At 71.8% G+C, this 14621-nt stretch carries 16 protein-coding genes; 12 read left to right on the top strand and 4 right to left on the bottom strand.

Annotation, left to right across the window (positions count from 1 at the left end; genetic code table 11):
- Window positions 1–669, top strand: a complete 669-nt coding sequence (locus tag ACSQ2D_RS15645) for an amino acid ABC transporter permease (protein WP_435986856.1) — start codon at window positions 1–3, stop codon at window positions 667–669.
- On the top strand, window positions 666–1475 hold the full coding sequence (locus ACSQ2D_RS15640; RefSeq protein ID WP_435986855.1) for an amino acid ABC transporter ATP-binding protein: 810 nt from the start codon (window positions 666–668) through the stop codon (window positions 1473–1475). The genes ACSQ2D_RS15645 and ACSQ2D_RS15640 overlap by 4 nt, the downstream gene beginning before the upstream one ends.
- A gap of 49 nt (window positions 1476–1524) precedes the next feature.
- Here the strand turns inward: ACSQ2D_RS15640 and ACSQ2D_RS15635 are convergent, their stop codons facing one another.
- The gene (locus tag ACSQ2D_RS15635) at window positions 1525–2196 is read right to left on the bottom strand and encodes an SGNH/GDSL hydrolase family protein (RefSeq protein ID WP_435986854.1); all 672 of its coding nucleotides are present in this window, start codon (window positions 2194–2196) and stop codon (window positions 1525–1527) included.
- Between the two features lie 114 nt (window positions 2197–2310).
- On the opposite strand from ACSQ2D_RS15635, the gene ACSQ2D_RS15630 reads away from it, so the two are divergent.
- The 3 genes from ACSQ2D_RS15630 (at window position 2311) to ACSQ2D_RS15620 (ending at window position 6006) form a co-directional block, all read left to right on the top strand.
- Window positions 2311–3489, top strand: a complete 1179-nt coding sequence (locus tag ACSQ2D_RS15630; protein ID WP_435986853.1) for a cystathionine gamma-synthase — start codon at window positions 2311–2313, stop codon at window positions 3487–3489.
- A gap of 29 nt (window positions 3490–3518) precedes the next feature.
- Window positions 3519–4868: a glutamate mutase L gene (locus ACSQ2D_RS15625; protein WP_435986852.1), complete on the top strand. Its 1350-nt coding sequence runs from the start codon at window positions 3519–3521 to the stop codon at window positions 4866–4868.
- 157 nt (window positions 4869–5025) lie between these two features.
- Window positions 5026–6006: a hypothetical protein gene (locus ACSQ2D_RS15620; RefSeq protein WP_435986851.1), complete on the top strand. Its 981-nt coding sequence runs from the start codon at window positions 5026–5028 to the stop codon at window positions 6004–6006.
- 173 nt (window positions 6007–6179) lie between these two features.
- On the opposite strand, the gene greA is transcribed toward ACSQ2D_RS15620, so the two are convergent.
- A complete protein-coding gene (greA, locus tag ACSQ2D_RS15615; protein ID WP_435986850.1) occupies window positions 6180–6665 on the bottom strand; it encodes a transcription elongation factor GreA in 486 nt (161 codons plus the stop codon).
- 210 nt (window positions 6666–6875) lie between these two features.
- On the bottom strand, window positions 6876–7247 hold the full coding sequence (locus ACSQ2D_RS15610) for a DUF4307 domain-containing protein (protein WP_435986849.1): 372 nt from the start codon (window positions 7245–7247) through the stop codon (window positions 6876–6878).
- Between the two features lie 201 nt (window positions 7248–7448).
- Between ACSQ2D_RS15610 and mca the strand changes: the two genes are divergently transcribed.
- Together mca and ACSQ2D_RS15600 are read left to right on the top strand one after the other, a co-directional pair.
- Window positions 7449–8471: a mycothiol conjugate amidase Mca gene (gene mca / locus ACSQ2D_RS15605; protein ID WP_435986848.1), complete on the top strand. Its 1023-nt coding sequence runs from the start codon at window positions 7449–7451 to the stop codon at window positions 8469–8471.
- Complete coding sequence (locus ACSQ2D_RS15600) at window positions 8468–8752, top strand: hypothetical protein (RefSeq protein ID WP_435986847.1); 285 nt, start codon at window positions 8468–8470, stop codon at window positions 8750–8752. The genes mca and ACSQ2D_RS15600 overlap by 4 nt, the downstream gene beginning before the upstream one ends.
- Before the next feature lie 100 nt (window positions 8753–8852).
- On the opposite strand, the gene trhA is transcribed toward ACSQ2D_RS15600, so the two are convergent.
- Window positions 8853–9575, bottom strand: coding sequence for a PAQR family membrane homeostasis protein TrhA (trhA, locus tag ACSQ2D_RS15595; protein WP_435986846.1), 723 nt, complete (start codon window positions 9573–9575; stop codon window positions 8853–8855).
- A 240-nt stretch (window positions 9576–9815) separates the two neighbouring features.
- Here trhA and ACSQ2D_RS15590 point away from each other — a divergent pair, with 240 nt between their 5' ends.
- The 5 genes from ACSQ2D_RS15590 to ACSQ2D_RS15570 all read left to right on the top strand — a co-directional run bounded on the left by ACSQ2D_RS15590 (window position 9816) and on the right by ACSQ2D_RS15570 (window position 14229).
- The gene (locus ACSQ2D_RS15590) at window positions 9816–10577 is read left to right on the top strand and encodes an isoprenyl transferase (protein ID WP_435986845.1); all 762 of its coding nucleotides are present in this window, start codon (window positions 9816–9818) and stop codon (window positions 10575–10577) included.
- 188 nt (window positions 10578–10765) lie between these two features.
- The gene (locus ACSQ2D_RS15585; protein WP_435986844.1) at window positions 10766–11710 is read left to right on the top strand and encodes a hypothetical protein; all 945 of its coding nucleotides are present in this window, start codon (window positions 10766–10768) and stop codon (window positions 11708–11710) included.
- A 126-nt stretch (window positions 11711–11836) separates the two neighbouring features.
- A complete protein-coding gene (locus ACSQ2D_RS15580; protein ID WP_435986843.1) occupies window positions 11837–12508 on the top strand; it encodes a hypothetical protein in 672 nt (223 codons plus the stop codon).
- Window positions 12505–12843, top strand: a complete 339-nt coding sequence (locus tag ACSQ2D_RS15575; protein WP_435986842.1) for a hypothetical protein — start codon at window positions 12505–12507, stop codon at window positions 12841–12843. Before ACSQ2D_RS15580 ends, ACSQ2D_RS15575 begins: the two co-directional genes overlap by 4 nt.
- 102 nt (window positions 12844–12945) lie before the next feature.
- Window positions 12946–14229, top strand: coding sequence for a hypothetical protein (locus ACSQ2D_RS15570; RefSeq protein WP_435986841.1), 1284 nt, complete (start codon window positions 12946–12948; stop codon window positions 14227–14229).
- The last annotated feature ends 392 nt before the right edge of the window (window positions 14230–14621 follow it).

Raw genomic sequence — 14621 nt, 5'->3', positions numbered from 1 at the left:
GTGGACGAACAGACGACCCAGCTGATCCTCGACTCGCTGGGCCCGCTGCTGCGGGCCACGGTGACCTCGACGATCCCGCTCACCATCATCAGCTTCGTCCTCGGACTGGTCCTCGCGCTCGGCGTCGCCCTCATGCGGCTGTCGTCGGTGCGCGTGGTCTCGTCCGTGGCGCGCGTCTACATCTCGCTGGTCCGCGGCACGCCGCTGCTGCTGCAGCTCTTCATCATCTACTACGGCCTGCCCGCCCTCGGCGTGCGCTTCGACCCCTTCCCGGCGGCGGTGCTCGCCTTCACGCTCAACGTCGGGGGCTATGCGGCCGAGGTGATCCGGTCGGCCATCCTCTCCGTCCCCAAGGGCCAGTGGGAGGCCGCCTCGACGGTCGGGATGGGCTACGTGACGACGCTGCGCCGGGTCGTCCTGCCGCAGGCCGCGCGCACGGCCATCCCGCCCCTGTCCAACACGCTCATCTCCCTCGTCAAGGACACCTCGCTCGCGTCGACCATCCAGGTCACCGAGCTGCTCCGCGTGGCGCAGGAGGCCGCGGCGCCGACGTACCAGTTCTTCGCTCTCTACGGCGTCGCCGCCGTCTACTACTGGGTCGTCTGCCTCATCCTCTCCTTCGTCCAGACCCGCCTCGAGGAACGACAGAACAGGTACGTCGCGACATGACCGAGCCCACCACGCCCCCGACGCCCGCGGAATCCACTGCGGCACAGTCCGGCCCGCTCGTCGCGGTGTCCGGCCTCGCGAAGTCGTTCGGTGACCACGAGGTGCTCCGGTCGATCGACTTCGAGGTCGCGAGCGGCAGCGTCACCGTCCTCATCGGCCCGTCCGGCTCCGGCAAGACGACGGTGCTGCGCTCGCTCAACGCGCTCGACGTCGCCGACGCCGGGGTCGTCCGCATCGGTGAGGTCGAGGTCGACTTCGCGCAACGTCCGGTGACGAAGCGACAGGTCGCGACCCTCCGGGCCCAGAGCGGCATGGTCTTCCAGTCGCACCACCTCTTCCCGCACCTGACGGTCCTCGAGAACGTCACGGCCGGACCGGTGCTCGCACAGCGTCGGGACCGCCCGGAGGTGGAGCGGGAGGCGCGTGAGCTGCTGCGACTCGTCGGGCTGGAGGAGAAGGCCGACGCCTATCCCTACCAGCTCTCCGGCGGCCAGCAGCAACGCGTCGGCATCGCCCGGGCGCTCGCCGTCAAGCCCAAGCTCATGCTCTTCGACGAGCCGACGTCGGCGCTCGACCCCGAGCTCGTCGGCGAGGTGCTCGTCGTCATGAAGGACCTGGCGGCACAAGGCTGGACGATGGTCGTCGTGACGCACGAGATCCGCTTCGCCCAGCAGGTCGCCGACCAGGTGCTCTTCATGGACGGCGGCGTCATCGTCGAGCAGGGCACTCCCGACGAGGTGCTGACTCGGCCGCGCACCGAGCGCGCCCGCCAGTTCCTGCACCGGATCCTCGACCCGCTCGACTGAGCAGGCCTGCCACGCAAGGCAATCCGAGGGCGTATGCCGTCCGCTCGGCTCAGGCGACGAGGCCGGCTCGGTCGACGGCGCGCTCCACGACGGTCGCCATCTCGCCATAGCCGCGGTCGTTCGGGTGGAACTTGTCGGACGCGAGCCGGCCACGCCGGCCGGCGTCGGCGCGCTCGCGCAGCATTGTGTCCACGAGCCGCGCCTCACGGTGCGGGTTGGGCAGGTTCGAGACGAGCGCACCCTCGGGCAACCGGTCGAGCATCGCGGCGAAACGCTCGACGAGGCCGTGACGGTGGCGGCGCACGACGACGTCGTTCGAGCCGATGACGACGGTGACGAGGGCAGGCGACGGTCCGTCGGCGGCGAGGGCCTCGAGAGCCGGCAGCTGCCGGTCGAGGACGTCCTCGACCCGGGCGCCGTTGACGCCGAGGTTGACGACGCGGTGGTCCCACCCGCGCGCCGCGAGCCGCTCGCTCAGCTGCCCGACCCAGCCGCGGTCGGGGGCGCTCGCGCCGATGCCCTGGGTCATCGAGTCGCCGAGGGCGACCCACAGGGGCCCGCCGCCCTCGGCGGCCACGCGGTTGTGGGACTCCCACCACACGGCATACGGCAGCACCTGCTCCTGGACCGAGCGGATGCCGGGGAAGGCCGTCGAGAGCGCCGACAGCACCGGACCGCGCGGCCGTTCGCTGCGGTTGCTGTAGTCGAAGTCGGGCGCCACCACGGCAGCATCGCAGACGTGCGGGTGACCTCCGCCGCAACTCCGCCGTGGCGGGTGCGGTGCGGAGCCCGACGGGAGTCAGGGGGCCGTCGCCCAGGGCATAGGCTCGTCCTCATGTCTGACGAGCACGGCTTCTCCACACGCGCCATCCACGCCGGCCAGGAGGCCGACGAGCTCACCGGAGCGGTGGTGCCCCCGATCTACCAGGTGTCGACGTACAAGCAGGACGGCATCGGCGGCTTCCGCAACGGCTACGAGTACAGCCGGTCGGCCAACCCGACCCGCACGGCGCTCGAGGAGTGCATCGCCGCGCTCGAGGGCGGCAGCCGCGGCTTCGCGTTCGCGTCCGGCCTCGCCGGCCAGGACACCGTCGCCCGCGCGCTCCTCGTCCCCGGCGACCACGTCGTCGTGCCCAACGACGCCTACGGCGGCACCTACCGCTACTTCAACAAGGTCGCCAAGCCGCAGGGCGTCGAGCACTCCATCGCGAACATGGGCGACGTCGAGGCGGTCCGCGCGGCGATCCGCCCGGGGCAGACGAAGATGGTCTGGGTCGAGACCCCGACCAACCCGCTGCTCGGCATCGCCGACATCGAGGCCATCGCCGCGATCGCCCACGAGGCCGGTGCGGTGCTCGTCGTCGACAACACCTTCGCGACCGCCTACCTCCAGAGCCCCCTCGCGCTCGGCGCCGACGTCGTCACGCACTCCACGACGAAGTACTCCGGCGGGCACAGCGACGTCGTCGGCGGCGCCGTCGTGACGGCCACGAACATCTCGGTGCCCGGATACGAGGACGCCGAGGAGCGGATCGCCTTCCACCAGAACAGCATCGGCGGTGTCGCCGGCCCGTTCGACTCCTGGCTCACCCTGCGCGGCCTCAAGACGCTCGCCATCCGCATGGAGCGCCACTGCGACAACGCCGAGAAGGTCGTCGAGTTCCTCGAGGGCCACGACGGCGTCTCCCAGGTGCTCTACCCGGGCCTGCCCGGCCACGCCAACCACGACGTCGCGGCGCGCCAGATGAAGCGCTTCGGTGGCATGGTGAGCTTCCGGATGCGTCGCGGCGAGGACGCCGCCGTCAAGACGTGCGCGGCGGTGAGCCTGTGGACGCTCGGCGAGTCGCTCGGCGGCGTCGAGTCGCTCATCGAGCACCCGGGTCGCATGACGCACGCGAGCGTCGCCGGCACCGAGCTCGAGGTGCCGTCCGACCTCATCCGCCTGTCGGTGGGCATCGAGGACGTCGACGACCTCGTCGCCGACCTGCGCGAGGCGCTCGACATCCACGGCTGAGCACCACTCGCGACACCGGACCACCACGCATGACGATCCTCGCCGTCGACTTCGGGTCGACCTTCACCAAGGGTGCCCTCCTCGCCGACGACGGCACCGTGCTCGGCACGGCGTCGACCCCGACGACGGGCACGCAGGGCCGGGGCGACATCCTCGACGGCTACCGGGCGCTGCGGGGCGCACTCGACGTCCCCGACGACGCGACGGTGCGGGCCTGCTCGAGCGCCGGAGGTGGGCTCCGGCTGGCTGTCGTCGGCTACGAGCGCACCGTCACGGCCCAGGCCGGTCACCGCGTCGGGCTGTCCGCCGGCGCCAAGGTCGTCCACGTCGCGGCGGGGGAGCTGACGACGGCCGACGTCGCGGGCATCCGGGCGTCCCGACCGGACATGATCCTGCTCGTCGGCGGCACCGACGGCGGCAACGGCAACGTCCTGCTGCACAACGCCGGCCGGCTCGCCAAGGGCGCGATCGGCGGCCACGGCGCGCACGCGGTGCCGGTCGTCGTCGCCGGCAACATCGACGCCCGTGACGAGGCGGCGGCCGTCCTCGCGACGACGGGTCGGCCGACGGTCCTCGCCGACAACGTGCTCCCGCAGATCGGGGTCATCGCGCCGGAGTCGGCCCGCGCCGCGATCCGCGACGCCTTCCTGCGCCACGTCATCGGCGGCAAGGGGCTCTCGCGCGACCCGGCCTTCGCCGAGATGGTCGAGGCGGCGACCCCCGACGTCGTCCTGCGCGGCGTCGAGGTGCTGGCCTCGGTGACCGACGGTGGCGACGTCCTCGTCGTCGACATCGGCGGCGCGACGACCGACGTCTACTCGTGCCTGACGCCCGAGGGGGAGGACGCCGGCCTGCGCAAGGACGTCGTGGCGCCGCTCTGGCACGCCCGCACCGTCGAGGGCGACCTCGGCATGCGGTGGAACGCCGAGCACGTCGTCGAGGCCGCCGTGGCCGAGCACCTGCTCGACACCGTGGCCGACCCCGAGGCGCTGACGGCGTATGCCACCCGTGTCCACGAGCGCCCCGGCTCGCTCCCCGTCGACGACGTCGAGCGGGGCCTCGACCTCGAGCTGGCTCGGCTCGCGGCCCTCGTCGCGGTGCGCCGGCACGCGCGCCCGGCCCAGCCGACCGAGTCGCCGCGGCCGCTCGCGAACGTCACGGCCCTCGTCGGGTCGGGGGGAGTGCTGCGGCACACCGACGCGGCCGGTCGGGACCACGTGCTCGGTGCGGTCCTGTCCGACCACGCCGGCGGCTGGAAGGTGCCGCGCGCGGCCCGCGCGACGGTCGACACGGCATACCTCCTCTTCGCGGCGGGCCTGCTCGCCGACGACCCCGCCGAGCTCCCCCTCGCCCAACGCGTAGCCACCCAGATCCCCTGACCGTCGAAAGGCCACGAACCCGGGCCCGGCACCAGGTCCTCAACCGTCGAAAGGCCACAAACCGGGGCTGTCCACACCCCCGCCGAGGCTGCGCGGACTGTCCCCAAGACAGAGAGCGGGTCGGCCTTCTCACTCCTCAGCGCGCGATGGTCGAGACGTGGAACCGTCGTTGCCGCCCTCTCTGCTGGCCAGGCCGTTCTCTGTCCGGGACGCCCTCGGTCTCGGCGTCACGGAGGACCGTCTCCGCGGGGCCGACCTGTGGCGCCCCACCCACGGGGTGCGAACGACCGACCCTCCGCTGGACCTGCTCGAGCGGGCACGTGCCTTCGCCGCGGCATCGCGCTGGCCGTTCGCGTTCTCTCACGTCACGGCCGCACAGCTCCTCGACGTTCCCGTCGCGGAGCAGATGGAGGCCGACTGCCAGCTGCACATCATGCGGGGCACGGTGTCCAATCGGATGCGTCGCGACGAGGTGTGCGGTCACCGTGGCTTGGAGTGGCGACGGACCATCTACGTCCACGACCTCCCGGTCATCGATCCGTGCGACACCTGGGTCGACCTCGGCGAGATGGTGGGAGCCGGCAAGCCGGCTGGTCTCGATGACCTCATCGCGGCCGGTGACGCGGTGGCGAACCTCGTCGGTGCGGTCGAACCACTCGGACGAGCCGTCGAACGGAGGGTCAGACCTCGCGGCAAGGTGACCTTGACGTATGCCATTCCGCGGATTCGGGTGGGGTCGGCATCCGCGATGGAGACCCGGGCGCGGCTGATGATCATTCGTGCCGGGCTGCCCGAACCCCTGCTCAACGAGCCGGTGGTGAGCGAATCGGACGAGTGGCTGGGGTGTGGTGACTTCGTGTGGCGGAAGGAGCGCGTGGTCGGGGAGTACCAAGGGGTCCGCTGGCACTCCTCCGCTGAGCAGCAGGCGGCCGACGAGATCCGCTTCGAGCGTTTCCGGCGCAACGACTGGACGGTGATCCCGATCGTGAGCGACGACGTGTTTGTCGATGCGGACCGGCAGGAGCGTCTCATCGAGCTCGCCGTCGCGTTGGGCAGGGATCCCGAGACGTTGGCCTTCAACGAGGCCGGGCCGCAGTTCCACGCGCCGCAGCAGTTCCGACGGCCGCGTCGCGGCTGAAGCGCCAGGCCCGCGACGCCCGGCCCGGCCGGCCCGGTTTGTGGCCTCTCGACGGTGGGGGAGGCGGTGCCGCGTCCCGGTTTGTGGCCTTTCGACGGTTGGGGTGGGGGTGTGCGAACGGGCCGGGACCCCCTTGTAGGGATCCCGGCCCGTGCGTCAGGCGTCTGCGGTGCTCAGCCGGTGTAGGGCTTCGCGGCGATGATCTTGACGCCGATGGTCTTGCCGTTGGGGGCCTCGTAGCTCGTCTCGTCGCCGACGCTCTTGCCGTTGATGGCGGAGCCCATGGCGGACTTCTCGGAGAAGACCTGCAGGTCGGAGCCGTCGGCGATCTCGCGGTTGCCGAGCAGGAAGGTCTCCTCGTCGCCGAAGATCTCGACCGTCACGAGCATGCCCGGCTCGACGACACCGTCGTCGGGCGGCGTCTCGCCGATCGTCGCGGTCTGGAGCAGCTCGGTGAGCTGGCGGATGCGGGCCTCCATCTTGCCCTGCTCCTCGCGGGCGGCGTGGTATCCGCCGTTCTCCTTGAGGTCGCCCTCCTCGCGGGCCTCCTCGATCTTGCGAGCGATATCGATGCGACCTTCGCCCGTCAGCTGGTCGAGCTCCGCCTTGAGGCGGTCATAGGCCTCCTGGGTCAGGAAGCCAGCGGCAGTCTCGGTCACGGTTGTCACTCCTCGGATGAACAGCGCCCACGCGGTGCTCCGCGTGGGCGCCTGCACAAAAAGAAGGGCCCGAACGGGGATGTCGACAACGCGTATGCCGGTCGGCGACGGGTCCGGGCCCTGGATGAAGGAACAAGGATAACAAAATGAACGGCAAACGTGCAGTTCACGCGGCATTTCCGCGCCGGGCGCCCGCCGTGGAGGCCCGGGTCAGGAGCAGGTCCTGACCTGGCCGGTCACCGCGCGTGAGGTCGTGCGGAGCGTCACCGACTCGTTCGTCGTCTCCTCGGCGCTCGCCGGCACCTGCACCGTGCTCGTCCCCACGGGCGCGAAGTCGCGAGAGAGCGCCTCGACGGTGCACGTCAGGGCCGTGCCACCGGGCCGGTAGACCTGGAAGTCGACGCGCACCTGCTGGTCGCTGACCACCTTGTAGCCCAGGGTCTGCCAGCTCGGCTGCCCCAGCGTGGACGACAGGCCGAACCAGATGGCGAGGCCGACACCGGCGAGGATGCCGACCGTGCCGACGACCCACCACTTGAGCTGGCCGGGGGCGGGGCGGGGCAGGGTCGTGCGGGACGGCATACGGAGTCCTGGCGGTTCGAGCCCGCGCATCGTCAGGTGCGGGGGAGTGAGAGGATGGCGGTCGGGTCCAGTGTCTCCCATGGCACGGCGAGAGCCGCAGGGACCCGGGCGCCGAGAGGCATCGGGCAACACCAGCCACCCGCGCCCCACACCGACGACTGACGACGAACAGGGAGCCACGTGGCCGAGGGCATGCGTTTGATGGCGGTGCACGCGCACCCCGACGACGAGTCGAGCAAGGGCGCCGCGACGACGGCCAGGTACGTCGCCGACGGCACGTCCGTCATGGTCGTGTCCTGCACCGGCGGCGAGCGCGGCGACATCCTCAACGAGAAGCTCAAGGACGACCCGCACATCCTGCGCGACATCGCCCAGGTGCGGCGCGACGAGATGAAGGCCGCCCAGGACGTGCTCGGCTGCGAGCACACGTGGCTCGGCTTCGTCGACTCCGGTCTGCCGGAGGGCGACCCGCTGCCGCCGCTGCCCGACGGCTGCTTCGCGCTCGAGGACATCGACGTGACGACCGAGGCGCTCGTGCGGGTCATCCGCGCGTGGCGCCCCCACGTCATGACGACGTACGACGAGAAGGGCGGCTACCCCCACCCGGACCACATCATGTGCCACACGGTCTCGATGGCGGCCTTCGAGGCGGCGGGCGACCCGACCCGCTACCCGCACGCCGGGGAGCCGTGGCAGCCGCTCAAGATCTACTACAACGGCGGCTGGTCCAAGGACCGCCTCGAGGCGATCCACGACGCGATGCTGGCCGAGGGGCTCGAGAGCCCGTATGCCGAGTGGCTGGCCAACTGGAAGCCGCGGCGTTCGGGCCGCCCGACCACGACGATCGCGTGTGGCGAGTTCTTCGAGACCCGTGACCGTGCGCTCATGGCGCACGCGACGCAGGTCGACCCCGACGGCTTCTGGTTCCAGGTGCCGCTGGAGATCCAGAAGCGGGTGTGGGGCGTCGAGGAGTTCGAGGCCGCGATGTCGTACGTCGAGATCACCGACGGCGAGGACGACCTCTTCGCCGGTCTCGGGACCCCCGCGGAGGCCGACGCGCTCGCCACCCGGACCGACCTCGAGCTCGTCCACGACGGGCGCGTCACCGACGAGCCCGAGCCGGAGGAGGCTGCGCAGGAGTCCGGTCGCGCCCACGGCGACAGCTCGGACACGCACGCCGACGAGGACGCCGAGTCCGACAGCGCGACGGCGGACGTCCGATGAGCGGCGGCGGCAACCTCCCGATCGGTCCCGGCATCTGGGGCTTCATCGCGTTCTTCGTCCTCGCGGTCGCGCTGTGGTTCCTCGTGCGCAACATGAACAGCCGGCTGCGCCGGATGGCCTACCGCGACCGGGACCGCGCCGAGCAGTTCGCCGCGGGCGCCGATGCCGACGGGACGAAGGACGAGCGTCCGGCGACCGACACCCCGGAGCCCGACGCGGACGCCTCGGGAGACGACCCCCGGCCGTCCGGCGAGGCGCCCGGCGAGGCGCCGCGTCCCTGAGACGCAGCGGGCGGCATACGCCCTCGGACACGACGAACGCCCCGGCACGGTGCCGGGGCGTTCGTCATGTCCGTCGAGCAGGGCCCCGAAGGCCACCGGCTCAGGTGGCCGCCTGGTAGCCGATGACGGCGAGCGTCACGGCCGCGAAGTGCGTGAGGAAGCCGCCGAGCGTGAAGGCGTGGAAGACCTCGTGGAAGCCGAACCACCGGGGCCACGGGTTGGGCCGCTTGATGCCGTAGACGATGCCGCCCGCGGTGTACATGAGGCCGCCGAGGCCGATGAGCGAGCCGATGAGCGGACCGCCCTCGCGCCAGAACGGCACGACGTAGAAGATGGCGGCCCAGCCGAGCGCGAGGTAGAGGGCCGTGTAGAGCCAGCGCGGCGCGCCGACCCAGAAGACCCGGAAGAGGACGCCAGCGATGGCGCCGCCCCAGATGACGAGCAGCAGCAGCCGGGCCTGGTCGGCCGGCAGCAGGGTCACGGCGAACGGCGTGTAGGTGCCGGCGATGATGAGGTAGATGTTCGAGTGGTCGAACCGCTTGAGCAGGCCCGACATCCTGGGGCCCCACGTGCCGCGGTGGTAGACCGCCGAGACGCCGAAGAGCAGGGCCGCGCTGATCGTGAAGACGATCGAGGCCGTGCGCACCGAGCCGGGGTCGGAGACGAGCACGAGGACCAGGCCACCGATGAGGGCGACGGGGAACATGGCGAGGTGCAGCCAGCCGCGCAGGCGGGGCTTGACGATCGCGACGAGGTCGGCGACGGGGGTGCTCGACGCGTCCTCGGTGCCGTGGTCGGCGGTGGGCTCGGGGGTGCGGCTCATCGCCTCACTGTAACCTACGCGACCGTAAGTTACGGCAACGTAGGTTCAAGGTTTCCTGGGAGCCGGTGGCTCGGGGGCGCCTTCACGAGACCCTCACGACGCCCTCACGAAAGCCTCGCGCCGGCTCGCGCCCGACCGCCTCGGCACGTCCATGGGCGAGCGGTACGGTGGGACCGCGGCCCGCCCGGGGCTGCCAGACCGTGACCGGCGAAGACACGAGCGAGTCGACGAGGAGGCCCCGTGGGGTGGCGCGATGTGGTCTACGGCGCGTACGAGCGCCGAGTCCTCAAGGACCTCCCCAGGGAGGCGCTCCCGCGACACGTCGCCGTCATGCTCGACGGCAACCGGCGCTGGGCCCGGGCCCGCGGCGCCGGGACGGCGAGCGGCCACCAGGCCGGGGCCGACAAGATCGAGGAGCTGCTCGAGTGGTGTCGTGAGGCCGGCGTCGAGTACGTCACCCTCTGGCTGCTCTCGACCGACAACCTCCGCCGCGCCGAGGAGGAGCTCGCGCCGCTCCTCAAGATCATCGAGACGGCCGTCGCCGACCTCGCCGAGTCGGGGCACTGGCACCTCAAGATCGTCGGTGCCCTCGACCTGCTGCCGCCCGAGACGGCCGCAAGCCTCAGCGCGTCGGCCGAGCGCACGAAGGACGTCGACGGCATGACCGTCAACGTCGCCGTCGGCTACGGCGGGCGCCGCGAGATCGCCGACGCCGTGCGCGACCTGCTGCTGGCGCGCGCCGCCGACGGCGAGACGATCGAGCAGATCGCCGCGGAGCTCACGGTCGAGGACATCGCCGAGCACCTCTACACCAAGGGTCAGCCCGACCCCGACCTCGTGATCCGCACCTCGGGCGAGCAGCGGCTCGGCGGCTTCCTGCTCTGGCAGAGCGCGACGTCCGAGTTCTACTTCTGCGAGGCGTACTGGCCCGACTTCCGTCACGTCGACTTCCTCCGTGCCCTGAGGGCGTACGCCGGCCGGCACCGTCGCTTCGGCGGCTGACCGGCCGCTCGGCTGACCGGACGGGCGGCCGCGACACGCCGCACCCGTGGGGAGTGCTCCCCATTGTCCGGGTTGGCGCGGTTGCGTAGGTTGCGGGTGGGCCGAGACGCCGGGGCGTGCACAGACCGCTCCGAGCCGGCCGGCACGAGCACGACGAACACGGCGACGACGTCAGGGGAGTACGAGAGATGGCGATCTACAAGAAGGGTGCCGACCCGGTGGCCCTGCGGGCGTCGGCCGAGCGCATCACCGGGCACGCCCGTGAGTGCGACACCCTCAAGGGAGAGGCGAGCCGTGCGGTCCACGCCCTCAAGGGCCAGTGGGGCGGCGCCGACCTCGACCACCTGATGGACCGGTGGCCGCCGGTGGAGGCGCAGCTGACGCAGTTCGGCACGGACCTCGGCAAGCTGGCCGAGGCGCTGCGACGCAACGCCGGGGCGCAGGACAGCACGAGCGGCCAGGGCGGCTCGGGCTCGGGTGGGGGCCCCGGCGGGTCCGGCGGCAGCGGCGGCAGCGGCGGTGGCGGCAACGGCGGCATCCCCGGCTACGACCTGCTCAAGTCGCTGTGGACCCCGATCAAGGGCCTCGGCACGGCAGTCGGCCTCCTCGGCACCGGCATGAAGGTCAAGAACTTCCTGTCCAACCTCGGCAGCTGGGACCGCGCGACGGGCCTGCTCGCCAACCTCAAGAACGCCTGGGGCACCGGCCGCCTCGCCGAGTTCGGCGACGCGCTCAACCCGAAGAACTGGGGCACCCTCTCGCGCTTCATGCCGTCCCTGGCCGAGGGTGGCGCGCTCGCCCGAACCCTCGGCACCGTCGGCAAGGCGCTGGGGCCGATCGGCGTCGCGTTCGGTGGTTTCACCGTCGCCAACGACATCTCCGAGGGCAACTACGGCCGCGCGGGCTACGACTCCGTCATGACCGGCCTCGGCGCCGCAGCGCTCATGACGCCGCCTCCCGTCGACGTCGTCTGCGGCATCGCCGCCGGTGGCATGGCGGTCGGCCAGCTCGTCTACGACAACTGGGACACGATCACCGACTTCACCGGTGACGCCGCCGACGCGGTGGGCGACTTCGCCTCCGACGCCGGTGACGCGATCGGCGACCTCGCCGACAAGGCGTGGCCGTTCTGACCGGTCCCGAGGGCCCCGGGAGGCGAAACCTCGGGGCACCCGGCATCGTTGACGTGACGACAGGGCCCACGCGCCGGCCGCACGACCATCCCGCGAACGACACACAGACCACGACCGAGGAGAACCATGGCTGACCCGATGAAGGGCACCCCGCTCGAGGGTTTCGAGCTCCCCGAGGACGTCTTCGGGCTGGGAGCCGCCGAGCTCGCCTACCTGATGGCCCGCCACGAGACCCCGGCCGGTGAGCGCTCGCGCCGCCTGCTCATGCTCGACCCCCGTGCTGCCGACGACGCCGCCCTGCTCGCCGGCGCCTCCAGCCTCGCCTCGCGCGGCTGGCTCACGGTCACCGACGACGGCACGCCGGAGTCGCGTTCGAACGCCGCCCTCGTCGAGTACGCCGTGGGCGCGGCCACGCGCTGGACCCGCATCGGCCTCGTGGGCGAGAACGTCAGCCAGGCCGACTTCGCGATCCTCGTCGAGTCCGACACCGTCATCGCGCTCATGCAGCCGCGCCAGCTCGCGTCGTGGTTCATCCGCCTCGGCGAGCGCGACGGCAACACCGGTGCGCTCGTGACCGGCCTCGTGCGCGAGCGCTTCGCGGCCGACGCGGACGCGGGCGTCTTCCTCGAGGTGCAGACCCTCGAGGGCAGCACCAACCTCGCGGTCCGCCGCTCGGGCAGCGACTACGAGGCGCTCACCGACGTCGCCGGGCCGGGCACGGGCACGGGTGGGGTCGTCGACGCCGACGGCCTGCTGGGTGCCGTGTCCGCCCTCTACACCGAGACGGTGCCCGCATGAGCGCCCCGACGCCGCGCCAGACGGACCCCGCCGGCCCGACGCCGCCGAAGGAGCCGTTCTCCTACGTCAGCCAGGAGCGCGGGCTGCTCACGCTCAAGATCCGCGAGCCCGCGCTGATGTTCGTCTTCTTCCTCGCCTTCACCGTCGTCGGGGTCATCTTCTTCTTCATGGTCAAGAAGGGCGCCGACCAGGGGGCCGAGGGCGCCATGGGCGTCGCCTTCCTCATCCTCGCGATCTTCGGGATCCTCGGCGTCGTCGGGATGGCCATCGCCGCGGTCCGATGGCGCTGGAAGCGCGAGTACGTCCGCGTCATGGGCCGCTCTCCCTGGGCCTGACGGGACGCGCCACCACGAGGCACACGCCGGTCCCCGCCGCGCCGGGCGGGGACCAGCGCGACAGCGACGACCCTGCCGGGGTCGTCCGGGGGAGGAACGTCCATGGCGATCTACCGCAAGGGGTCCGACCCCGTGGCCCTGCGCGCCAGCGCCGAGCGGCTCACCGCCCACGCCCGTGACCTGGAGTCGCTGCGCGCCGAGGCGAACCGCTCCGTCCACGGGCTCAAGGGGCACTGGGGCGGTGGCGACCTCGACCACCTGCTCGACCGGTGGCCACCGGTCGCGGCGCAGCTCGAGAGGGTCGGTGACGACCTCTCGTCGCTGGCCGCGGCCCTGCGACGCAACGCCGCCGGACAGGACGGGGCGAGCGGCGAGGGCGGCGCCACCGACGGCTGGGCGCACACGGCCGCCGACCGCCACGCGGCGGCGCAGGCCGCGGCGCGCGCCGACCGGGAACGCTACGACCTCGACGGCGACGGCGTCGTCACGCAGGAGGAGCGGCAGGCCGTCGTCACCGCGGAGCTCATGGAGGCCCTCTTCGGCGGCACGCTGCCGCCCGAGCTGCTCCACCTGCGCGACGAGGACTACGAGGGCATCCCGCAGGGACAGGGCTACGACGCGGGTCGTGACGAGTTCCTCACGACGTACTACGCGAAGCACGGGGACTCCTCCGAGGACGTACGGCTCTCGATCCAGGACAAGCGCACCGGCTACGAGACGGCCTACGTCCAGCTCAAGGACGAGGACGGGGGCGAGCTCGGCCACGGAGGCGGCGTCGCGACCGACGGGCGATGGGTCTACGTGTCCGACGGCGGCAAGGTCCTCGTCTACGACCGCGCCGAGATCGACGCGGCCGACCCGAGCACGCCCGTCAACGCCTCGCACTCGCAGGACGTCCCGGTCAGCAGCTTCATGAACCTCTCACCCGACGGCCGGTACGCCTACGTGGGGGAGTGGGACAAGAACACCGTCCTGCCCGGCGACAGCAGCCCCGGCTACCCCGAGCTCTACCGCTACGAGGTCGACCACGAGACCGGCACGCTCGTCAACCAGTCGGGGCCGCAGCGGATCCCGAACAACGCCCAGGGTGTCGCCGCCACCGACGGCGGGCTGCTCTTCACGACGTCGTGGGGCGACAAGCCGGGCATCTCCCCGAACGAGCTCGTCTACCAGCCCTTCGACGGTGACCAGTCCGACGGCTTCCGGCTCGTCGACTCGGGCGATGCGCGCGACGTCGCCGAGGTCCCCTACTACGCCGAGGGGATCAACGTCGTCGGCGACGACGTCTACGTGACGCACGAGAGCGGAGCGTCGGAGTACCAGGGCGACGAGGGCGAGACCCGGATCCAGCACCACGACCTCGACGACCTCGAGCTCGACCGCTGAGCCCGCCCGCCCGGCGCACGCGAGCCCGGCCGGGAGTGACCCCGAGGTCGTATGCCGTGGGCTCGTCGAGCGCCTGCCGCCACCTCGAGCGGCCGGGGCGTTACGGCCGTGTGAACTCTTCTGCGACACGACGACACGTCGCAGCTCAATCCCCGTCGGTGTCGCCCCCGAGTCGTACCGTCGTCCCAACGGCCGACACCCGTCGGACGTTGCCAGGAGGCCCACCCATGGAGCGATCGCTCAGGACGGAGGGTCGGGCAGTGCGCCACCCTCTGGTGGTCACCGCCCGGCATCTCGGGAGCGATTAGGCGCGCACCGCGCGCCGCGTAGGGAGTGGCACATGGCTCGTACGACCCGTCAGGTCACGTCGGACCCCGCCAGCACGAACACCA

This window comes from Terrabacter sp. LjRoot27 (assembly GCF_964254175.1).
GTDB lineage: Bacteria > Actinomycetota > Actinomycetes > Actinomycetales > Dermatophilaceae > Terrabacter.
This window is presented reverse-complemented; position numbering and strand designations above follow the sequence as displayed.